Source organism: Halobacillus sp. BBL2006 (assembly GCF_000786645.1).
Taxonomy (GTDB): Bacteria; Bacillota; Bacilli; order Bacillales; family Halobacillaceae; genus Halobacillus.
Genome location: NZ_JRNX01000326.1, coordinates 1 through 9,903, shown reverse-complemented (window position 1 = coordinate 9,903; position 9,903 = coordinate 1). Strand labels below are relative to the sequence as shown.

Here is a 9,903-nt window from a genome sequence, read left to right as displayed (position 1 = left end):
AAACAAAAGAAAACACAAACCCTAAACCAGAGTCGATAACGTCATTAGTTTTGGACTGGATATCCTTCCTGAATTCGTTCATTGTGACCCCTCCTATATCAATTACTAAGTATAAGCCAAAATAGTGTAAAAATCTACATGGAACTGAAGGAAATCAAATTTCCTCTCCGGTTCATACCATTTGCCACTGCTAGCAAGACTTGTCACAGATAATTCTACCGTAAGCGGTCAAACTATGTTCAAGAGAGGAAAAACATCGTCCTCTTCAGAAGTACCCGGGACTTCTGGAATGGCGTTTATATAGATGGTTTATGCGGCGACTGTGTCACTGTTTTTGACAGAAATGTGATTGCAACATAAAATAGTGACACTGACCACCTTTTGTGGGTCGCCGTATTAATTTTTTGTATGAGAGGATCAAGGACTAAAATGGTAAACCCAAAACAATCACACGTATATTTATTATATGGAGAAGAATCTTATTTAATCCAGGAGAATAAAAACAAAATCATCGAAAAAACGTTGAAAAAAGAGGATCGTGAATTTAATATTTCTCAATATGATCTAGAGGAAACACCGATTGAAGATACGATCACAGATGCTGAGACATTTCCATTTTTAGGTGAGGGAAAAGTCGTCATCGCCCACCATCCTGTTTTTTTAAAAGCAAAACCGGACAAGCTTCCTTTTGAACATGATACAGATGCTTTGCTTGAATACATAGAGAACCCTGCCGAGTATACCGTACTCATTTTGATTGCACCTTATGAGAAGCTTGATGAAAGGAAAAAACTCTTCAAATCACTAAAAAAGAATGCAGAAATTATTTCATGCCAACCTGTTAAAGAATGGGACATTGATAAATGGGTGCAAACACTGGCGAATGAATTAAATATCAAGGTACCTGAAAATATTCATGAATTATTTGCTCAAGAAGTCGGAACGAATCTCATGGCATTGCGCAAAGAAATGGAAAAACTTTCACTGAATGTAGGAGAAGGCGGGGTTGTAACAAGAGAATTAGCTGAACAACTCCTTTCCCATAGTGCTGAAGCTTCTGGGCTTAAACTTGTCGATGCTGTAATGGAGAAAGACTTAGGAAGGGCTATTCAAATCTATAAAGATTTAGAAAAGTTGAATGAAGAACCAATTGCACTTACAGCTTTGCTTGCTTCCCAATTTCGAATCATCAGCCAGGCAAAAGTTCTTAAACAAAAAGGGTATGCTCAAAACCAAATGAGAGGCTATATTAAAGCTCATCCTTATGTCATAAAAATGGCCTTGAAGCGGGAGCGGTATTTTACTTCAACTGAACTGGACCGGATTATGGAAGAGCTTGCCGAAACAGATTATGTTCTAAAACAAGGGAAAATGGAAAAGTCTTTAGCGTTTGAAATGCTGCTTTACCGGTTGATAAACATTAAACAGCATCAAGTCTCTATCTAAATATAAAGAAGCCATCCAGTATATCTGGATGGCTTCTTTAAGTAAAAACGACCCGTTTCAAAACGGATCGTATGTGTTGGTCATAATTAACGAAGAAATTATAATGCGTTTACTTGTTTAGTAAGACGTGATTTAGTACGGTTACCGTTGTTTTTGTGAAGGGCTCCGCGCTGAACAGCTTTGTCAACTTTTTTGACAGCTGTTTGAAGAGCGTCTTTAGCTCCCTCTGCATCGTTGCTATTTACAAGCTTTTCTACACGTTTAACCGCAGTACGCATGTCAGATTTGAAAGCTGCGTTAAGAGAGCGAGCATCATCGTTCACACGTACACGTTTTTTCGCTGATTTAATATTAGGCATGGTTTCACCTCCTAGGTAAAAACAAAAGACTCATTCATATCGAACAAGAGACATTTTACCAGAGCGGGTGGGCGTTTTCAATAGTTATCTCATTCATGATCATTAATTTGCATAGTTTATTTGAAAATAGGAGAAGATGGGCTTAAGGAAGGTGAATGAAATGGACGATTTATTCAAATATACTGTACGTACTGATTTAGCCCTGGAAGCTCAGGAGATGAATATGAAAAACGATCCATCTTCTTCAGATACGGATGGAGTGGAAGTTGAAGAAAATGAAAAAAATGATATAAAAATCACCTATGTCACTGTAGATGAAGCCGGAGCTGAGCGAATCGGCAAGAAAGCAGGTCATTACATTACTCTGGAATCCCAGGCGATCCGAAAGCAGGATACCGAGCTACAAGCAAACTTGGCTAAAACCCTTTCTGGTCAGCTGCGCAAATTACTACTTGATACAGGCGTGAAAGAAAACGATCGAGGATTAGTCGTTGGACTAGGTAATCATAACGTAACGCCTGATGCCCTTGGTCCATTGGTTACTGAGAAAGTATTAGTGACGAGTCACTTGTTTGAATTACACCCTGAGACAGTGGCTGACGGATATCGCCCGGTATCTGCAGTGACACCAGGAGTCATGGGAGTAACGGGAATCGAAACAAGTGACATGGTCAATGGGATTATCGAAGAAATCAAGCCTGATTTTGTCGTTGTTATTGATGCTCTCGCTTCTCGTTCCATCAGCCGGATTAATGCAACCATTCAACTTTCTGATACAGGGATACACCCTGGATCCGGGGTTGGAAACAAGCGTAAAGAAATAAGCCAGGAAACGTATGGTATTCCTGTTATTTCTATCGGAGTCCCTACCGTTGTGGATGCCGTCACAATTACAAGTGATACAATCGATTATGTGCTCAAACATTTCGGGCGCGAGTGGAAAGAGAAGGACCGACCATCCAATGCTCTATCACCCGCACTTAATCCTTTTGAGAGAAGAACGTTGACAGAAGAAGATCATCCCAATGAGGAGCAAAGTAAGGCTGTATTGGGAATGTTCGGCCAGTTACAGGAAGCCGAAAAGAAACAGCTAATTAAGGAAGTTCTTACCCCTTTAGGACATAACTTAATGGTCACACCGAAGGAAGTGGATGGCTTTATCAAGGATATGGCTCATGTCATTGCTACAGGGATTAATGGGGCGCTTCACCCAGGAGTTGAAGATGGTGAAGCTCAATCTTATTCAAGATAGATGGCTAAAAATAATATAGAGTTGTTCTATTAAAATTCTCTTACTCATACGATTTACTAGATAGAGTTCGTATGAGGAGAGGATTTTTTTATGCCCCATTATAAAAAGTGGAAAGGGAGACGTTCCAATCCTTTTAAGATTTGGTCAAAATGGTTAGGGCTCGCTGCGGTGATCTTATTGCTTCTATTTATCGGAATAGGGATACTGACAGGTGCCAAAACAACGTACCGATTGTATTCGGATACCATTCAAGAATGGACGACTAAACTGAAAGGAAGCTCGTTCATTTATTTATTTGAAATGGAAAACAGGCTTTTTGCAGATGCCCATCCGGATGACAATCGGCTTCCCAGTTTAACGAGTTTATCATTTCAGCTTTTGACTAGTTTGACGCCGAATGATCCGAGAAGTTTATTAGGTAGAGAAATTCCAGGACTTTCTGCATATAATAGTCAAATTATCATCGCCGGACAAGGCACAGACTTTTCAACGCTCCCTGTAGAGTCAGAACCTCCGCTTGAGGTAGATAGCAGAGGAGAAGAAGGAGTAGTTGAAAAGGAGAGCCCAGAGAAGCCTGAAGGAGCTCCGGCTATAAAAGATGATCGTGTTTATATCTATCACACGCACAATACTGAATCCTTTTACCCTCATTTACCTGATAAGTCAACAAGTTATGATGGAAAAGTTAATATTACACTGGTCGGAAAACGGTTAGGTGAAAGCTTAGTGTCAAGAGGAATTGGTGCGACGGTCGATACCACGGATGTAGCACAAATTTTGAAAGATAGAGGTCTTGAGCATTATCAGTCTTATGAGGCAATGCGGCCTGTTGTAAAAGAAGTAATGAACCAAAAACAATCATTAAATTTTTTCTTTGACCTGCACAGGGATAGTGTATCCAAGAAAAATACAACAACGACAATCGATGGAAAAGAATATGCCCGTTTCATGTTTGTTATCGGTGCAGAAAATAGCCATTTTGAACAGAACTTAAAATTCGCGACAGAACTTCACAAACGGTTAGAAGAAAAATATCCTGGCATCAGCCGTGGGGTTATCACTAAGAAGGGTGCTGGAGTTGATGGAGTTTATAATCAGGACTTGAACCCGAATGCTATTCTTATTGAATTCGGTGGAGTGGAGAACAACTTGGATGAATTATACAGATCCGCCGATGTTATGGCAGAAGTTTTCAGTGACTATTACTTTGAGGACGAAAAAGTTTCAGCTGATTAAGGGGGAGTCTGGATGCTGAAATGGTTCGCAATTATGATCATTGGTGCCGTTCTATTTATCACTGGAGCTTTCTATGGGATCGACAAAAATAATGAAAAGCTCGCAGACGCTCCAACAGTCAAGGTGAAAGAGCAGGAAGAGCCCTCTCACTCAGAAGGACATTGCCGTCCTGTGACGGAGCAAGATGATTATCCTTGGATCGTGGAAGTTGCTGGAGGGATTGGAGAAGGGGTATCTGCAACCTTCAATGGAATTTTACTTGTTTTGTCTGAGATGATTCACTCTAGTTCAGCTTAAATTCGTGAAAGGACTCTTACTAAACATTGAATAATGCTACTTCTATTGCTATAATCAGGCTAGCTATCTGTGCCGAAATTAGTAGGAGTGATTTAAGTTGACTAGTCAAAATAGACAAGACAGAGTACGTAATTTCTCGATTATCGCCCATATTGATCATGGGAAATCGACGCTTGCTGACCGTATTCTTGAAAAAACGAAAGCTTTAACACAAAGAGAAATGAAAGAACAATTCCTTGATGCGATGGATCTCGAGCGTGAACGAGGAATAACAATAAAATTGAACGCCGTTCAGTTGAGTTATCATGCAAATAGCGGTGAAGATTATACATTTCATTTAATTGATACACCAGGACACGTCGATTTTACATATGAGGTGTCCCGTAGCTTGGCAGCCTGTGAAGGAGCGATCTTAGTGGTGGACGCGGCCCAGGGAATTGAAGCTCAAACACTGGCTAACGTGTACCTGGCCCTGGAAAATGATCTTGAAATCATTCCAGTTATCAATAAAATCGATCTTCCTGGAGCGGATCCAGAACGTATTAAACAGGAAATTGAAGATGTAATCGGAATCGATGCATCGGATGCAATCCTTGCTTCGGCGAAAGAAGGAGTCGGGATTGATGAGATACTAGAGCGGATTGTCACGGATATCCCTGCACCAGAAGGGAATGTAAAGGATCCTACGAAAGCTTTGATTTTTGATTCCCTCTATGATTCTTATCGCGGGGTCGTTGCTTACACTTGTGTGAGAGAGGGCTCCATTAAGTTAGGAGATAAGATTCGTATGATGGCTACTGGTAAAGAATTTGAAGTAAATGAAGTCGGCGTATTCAGACCGACTCCAACCCCATTGAAAGAGCTTACGGTCGGGGATGTAGGTTATTTAACGGCTTCCATTAAAAACATCGGGGATAGTAGAGTTGGTGATACCATCACACTGGCGAACAATCCTGCTAAAGAACCTTTACCAGGGTACAAGAAGATGAATCCGATGGTTTTCTGCGGAATGTATCCGGTTGATGCAAGTAATTATAATGATTTAAGGGATGCATTAGAACGTTTGGAATTAAACGATTCATCTCTTCAATTCGAAGCAGAAACGTCTCAAGCCTTAGGCTTCGGTTTCCGTTGTGGTTTTTTAGGAATGCTGCATATGGAGATTATCCAAGAGCGGATTGAAAGGGAATATAAGATCGATCTGATTACGACAGCCCCAAGTGTTATTTATAATGTTAAAATGACGGACGGAACAGAAATCAATGTCGACAACCCATCGATGATGCCGGATAATCAGAAGCTAGAAGAAGTACAGGAGCCTTATGTAAAAGCGACTATCATGGTACCTAATGAGTATGTAGGGCCTGTAATGGAAATCTGTCAGCGTAAGCGTGGAAACTTCATGGACATGCAGTACATGGACGACAACCGCGTGAATGTTGTTTATGAAATCCCTCTATCTGAAATCGTCTATGACTTCTTCGACTCTCTGAAGTCACAAACAAAAGGGTATGCTTCGTTTGATTATGAACTAATTGGATATCGTACTTCTAACCTTGTGAAGATGGATATTCTTCTGAATGGAGATACGATCGACGCACTATCTTTCATCGTACACCGTGATTTTGCCTATGAACGTGGAAAATTAATTGCAGAAAAACTTAAAAAGCTTATTCCAAGACAACAGTTTGAGGTTCCTGTCCAGGCAGCTATCGGAAATAAAGTCGTTGCCCGCAGTACCATTAAAGCGATGCGTAAAAACGTTCTTTCTAAATGTTACGGAGGAGACATCTCCCGTAAACGTAAGCTTCTAGAAAAGCAAAAAGAAGGTAAAAAGCGTATGAAGATGGTTGGGTCCGTTGAAGTACCTCAAGAAGCTTTCATGTCCGTGCTTGACTTAAGCGAAGATTAATCAAATGTTGAAAAAGACGAAGCCGCAGGAGATCATCTCTTGCGGTTTTCCTTATGAAAGGTGGAACATCTATGAACATCCCATCCGCGTATATTCACATCCCCTTTTGTCAGCAAATCTGTCATTACTGTGATTTTACGAAATTCTTTTATAATGAACGGTTAGCCGACGAATATTTAGTCGCTTTAGAAAAAGAAATACACACGTATATTCCAGAAGGAAAAGCCCATCTCAAGACGATTTTTGTCGGCGGTGGAACTCCGACGGCCGTTAACCATAAGCAACTGGAGAAGTTGCTGAAAATGATCGATGACCATTTTGACATTGCTTCTTGTGAAGAATATACGTTTGAAGCAAATCCGGGAGATCTGGATTTGGAGAAAGTTAAACTTTTAAAAGCATACGGAGTGAACAGGATTTCATTAGGGGTACAAGTTTTCGATGATCACATGTTAGAAAAAATTGGACGTGTTCACAGAGTAAAAGACGTGTATACAAACATAGACCGACTTCTTCAAGTAGGTTTATCCAACGTAAGTATCGATCTGATGTATGCTTTGCCTGGTCAAACGGTTGATGATTTTGAAAGGACGATTGACGAAGCTATGCAATTCGGGCTGCCACATTATTCGTCCTATTCTCTTCAAATTGAACCGAAGACGGTCTTTTACCAAAGATATAAAAAAGGGACTTTAGTTAAGCCTCCTGAAGAAGATGAAGCGGAAATGTATGAACTATTGCAAAAGAAACTGGCGGACAATGGCGTCGTCCAATACGAAATCAGTAATTTCGCTAAGCCAGGGTTTGAAAGCAAACATAACCTGACATACTGGAATAATGAGTATTATTACGGAATAGGAGCTGGCGCACATGGCTATATGCCAGGAAAAAGAACGATAAACATTCGTCCTTTACCAGCTTATGTTAAGCAGGCGATGGAGAACGGAAAGCCGATCCTTCATGAAGAACCAGTGGGTGTCAAAGAACAAATGGAAGAAGAAATGTTTCTTGGTTTAAGGAAAGCGGAAGGGGTATCTTCCATAAAATTCGAGCAAAAATTCGGGCGCCCTGTAAAGAGTGTTTTTGGTGATGCACTTCCTTCATTGAAGGGTAGAGGCTTAATCATTGAAGATCGAGGCCAAATTCGCTTGACGGACCGTGGACGTATCCTAGGAAACGAAGTGTTCCGTGAATTCCTAATTGACGAATAAAAAAAAGAGAACTTACCCGTTGACATCCTCATACCCATTTGATAATTTATTATTAGATTTAGCACTCATTGAATCCGAGTGCTAACAGAGGTGATCATCGATGTTAACAGAAAGACAACTGCTCATTTTGCAAGTCATAATTGATGATTTCATCCTGACCGCTCAACCAGTAGGTTCTCGGTCAATCGCTAAAAAGGATGCTGTGACTTTCAGCTCAGCAACAATCAGAAATGAAATGGCAGACCTTGAGGAGATGGGCTTTATTGAAAAGACGCACTCTTCATCAGGCAGAGTTCCGTCTGAGAAGGGCTATCGCTTTTATGTTGATCATTTGCTTTCTCCACTGCGTCTGTCACGAGATGAAATCCGCACCATACGTGATGCCTTCGATGATAAAATGTTGGAGTTTGAAAGAGTTGTCCAAAAATCTGCAGGAATTCTCTCAGATTTAACAAATTACACTTCCATCATCTTAGGTCCAGAAGTGTTCGAAACCAAACTCAAACAATTGCAGATTGTGCCATTAAATAAGCAATCTGCTATTGCGATCTTAGTAACGAACACGGGCCATGTTGAACATCGGGCTTTTAACGTTCCGGTTGAAATTGAACCTTCGGATCTCGAAAAGATGGTAAACATTCTGAACAGCCGTCTGCAGGGGGTGCCTTTGGTGAAGCTTCATGAGAAATTAATCAGTGAAATCAGTGATTTACTGGAAGCTCATACCATGCAGCACGAGCAAGCCTTTTCCTATTTGAAGGCTGCCTTGATGGATGAACAACCGACGAAACTTTATATCGGTGGGAAAACCAATATCCTGATGCAGCCAGAGTTTAGAGATCTTGAAAAAGTAAGGTCTCTTTACGCAACGATTGAACAGGAAAACGAGATGGCTGATTTACTCCGATCAGGGGATGAAGGTATACACTTCAGAATCGGACAGGAAAATCCTTTTGATGCTATGCAAAACTGTAGTTTGATTACCGCAAGCTACAGACTTGGGAATGATCAAATTGGTACAATTGCTCTATTAGGTCCGACCCGTATGGAATATAATCGGATGTTTTCTTTAATGAATGTATTATCTAAGCATATGACGAATACATTCCAGGGCTGGTATTAACAACCGGCACAATCGAAGATGGGGACCTTTTCCCATCGCTTCTTTTTGTCTATTGCTTTTTTGAGACATTCATTCATGTTATAGTCAGTAACGGTAACCGTAGGAGGTGGAAGTCGTGGAAGAGAACAAACAGCAAGAAATCGTTGAAGAAGAACTTGATCAAAATGATGCTGAACATGAACCAGCTGAAGAAACTAATGACGAACTTGAACAGTTGCGTCAAGAAAAAGAAGAAATCAATAATCGATTGCTTCGTCTTCAAGCTGATTATGATAATTTCCGACGTCGTACCCAGAAAGAAAAGGAAGCGGATCGGAAATATAGATCACAGAGCTTGGTTGAAGAATTAGTTCCGGTTTTGGACAATTTTGATCGAGCTTTGCAAGTGGAAGTAGACGGAGATGCAGCTGGAAAATTTGCAGAAGGCATGAAAATGGTCTATCAGCAATTTAAGGCAGCGCTCGATAAAGAAGGTGTGGAAGAAATTCCAGCCGTGGGAGAAGAGTTTGACCCACATTTACACCAAGCGATCATGCAAGTGGAGGATGACAATTACGATTCCAACATTGTAGTTGAGGAACTTCAAAAAGGGTATCGCTTAAAAGATAGAGTTATTAGACCTTCTATGGTCAAAGTAAATCAATAATAGATGATAGATGAGAATGTAAAGGAGGATTTTAACCATGGGTAAAATCATTGGTATTGACTTAGGTACAACAAACTCTTGTGTAGCAGTAATGGAAGGTGGAGAAGCGAAAGTTATCCCTAACCCAGAGGGGAACCGTACGACACCATCTGCTGTTGCATTCAAAAATGGGGAGCGTCAAGTAGGTGAGGTTGCAAAACGTCAAGCTATCACGAACCCGAACACGATCCTTTCCATCAAGCGTCATATGGGTACAGACTACAAGGTTGAAGTAGAAGGTAAAGAATACACACCTCAAGAAGTTTCTGCGATCATCCTTCAGTACATCAAGAACTATGCAGAAGACTACCTTGGAGATACAGTAGATAAAGCAGTTATTACTGTACCTGCATACTTTAATGACGCTGAGCGTCAAGCCACA

At 40.7% G+C, this 9,903-nt stretch carries 11 protein-coding genes; 9 read left to right on the top strand and 2 right to left on the bottom strand.

Annotation, left to right across the window (positions count from 1 at the left end; all coding sequences use genetic code 11):
- Window positions 1–82 (bottom strand): YqzM family protein (locus LD39_RS22110; RefSeq protein WP_035545990.1); only part of this gene is annotated, 82 nt, incomplete at its 3' end.
- Between the two features lie 347 nt (window positions 83–429).
- Between LD39_RS22110 and holA the strand changes: the two genes are divergently transcribed.
- Window positions 430–1,446 carry a DNA polymerase III subunit delta gene (gene holA, locus LD39_RS10395; RefSeq protein ID WP_035545988.1) on the top strand — a complete coding sequence of 339 codons (1,017 nt, stop codon included), beginning with the start codon at window positions 430–432 and terminating at the stop codon, window positions 1,444–1,446.
- A gap of 98 nt (window positions 1,447–1,544) precedes the next feature.
- Here the strand turns inward: holA and rpsT are convergent, their stop codons facing one another.
- Window positions 1,545–1,805 (bottom strand): 30S ribosomal protein S20, encoded by a 261-nt coding sequence (gene rpsT, locus LD39_RS10390; protein ID WP_035545986.1) that lies wholly within the window; start codon window positions 1,803–1,805, stop codon window positions 1,545–1,547.
- A gap of 160 nt (window positions 1,806–1,965) precedes the next feature.
- Between rpsT and gpr the strand changes: the two genes are divergently transcribed.
- The 8 genes from gpr to LD39_RS10350 form a co-directional block, all read left to right on the top strand.
- Complete coding sequence (gene gpr / locus LD39_RS10385; protein ID WP_035545984.1) at window positions 1,966–3,057, top strand: GPR endopeptidase; 1,092 nt, start codon at window positions 1,966–1,968, stop codon at window positions 3,055–3,057.
- A gap of 90 nt (window positions 3,058–3,147) precedes the next feature.
- On the top strand, window positions 3,148–4,293 hold the full coding sequence (gene spoIIP / locus LD39_RS10380; RefSeq protein WP_035545982.1) for a stage II sporulation protein P: 1,146 nt from the start codon (window positions 3,148–3,150) through the stop codon (window positions 4,291–4,293).
- Between the two features lie 12 nt (window positions 4,294–4,305).
- On the top strand, window positions 4,306–4,590 hold the full coding sequence (locus LD39_RS10375; protein WP_035545980.1) for a hypothetical protein: 285 nt from the start codon (window positions 4,306–4,308) through the stop codon (window positions 4,588–4,590).
- 97 nt (window positions 4,591–4,687) lie between these two features.
- Complete coding sequence (lepA, locus tag LD39_RS10370) at window positions 4,688–6,502, top strand: translation elongation factor 4 (protein ID WP_035545978.1); 1,815 nt, start codon at window positions 4,688–4,690, stop codon at window positions 6,500–6,502.
- A gap of 71 nt (window positions 6,503–6,573) precedes the next feature.
- Window positions 6,574–7,713 (top strand): radical SAM family heme chaperone HemW, encoded by a 1,140-nt coding sequence (hemW, locus tag LD39_RS10365; RefSeq protein WP_035545976.1) that lies wholly within the window; start codon window positions 6,574–6,576, stop codon window positions 7,711–7,713.
- Between the two features lie 100 nt (window positions 7,714–7,813).
- Window positions 7,814–8,836, top strand: a complete 1,023-nt coding sequence (gene hrcA, locus LD39_RS10360) for a heat-inducible transcriptional repressor HrcA (RefSeq protein WP_035545974.1) — start codon at window positions 7,814–7,816, stop codon at window positions 8,834–8,836.
- A 115-nt stretch (window positions 8,837–8,951) separates the two neighbouring features.
- Window positions 8,952–9,482 carry a nucleotide exchange factor GrpE gene (grpE, locus tag LD39_RS10355; RefSeq protein WP_035545972.1) on the top strand — a complete coding sequence of 177 codons (531 nt, stop codon included), beginning with the start codon at window positions 8,952–8,954 and terminating at the stop codon, window positions 9,480–9,482.
- Between the two features lie 37 nt (window positions 9,483–9,519).
- A partial coding sequence (locus LD39_RS10350) for an Hsp70 family protein (protein ID WP_035545970.1) occupies window positions 9,520–9,903 on the top strand: 384 nt, incomplete at its 3' end.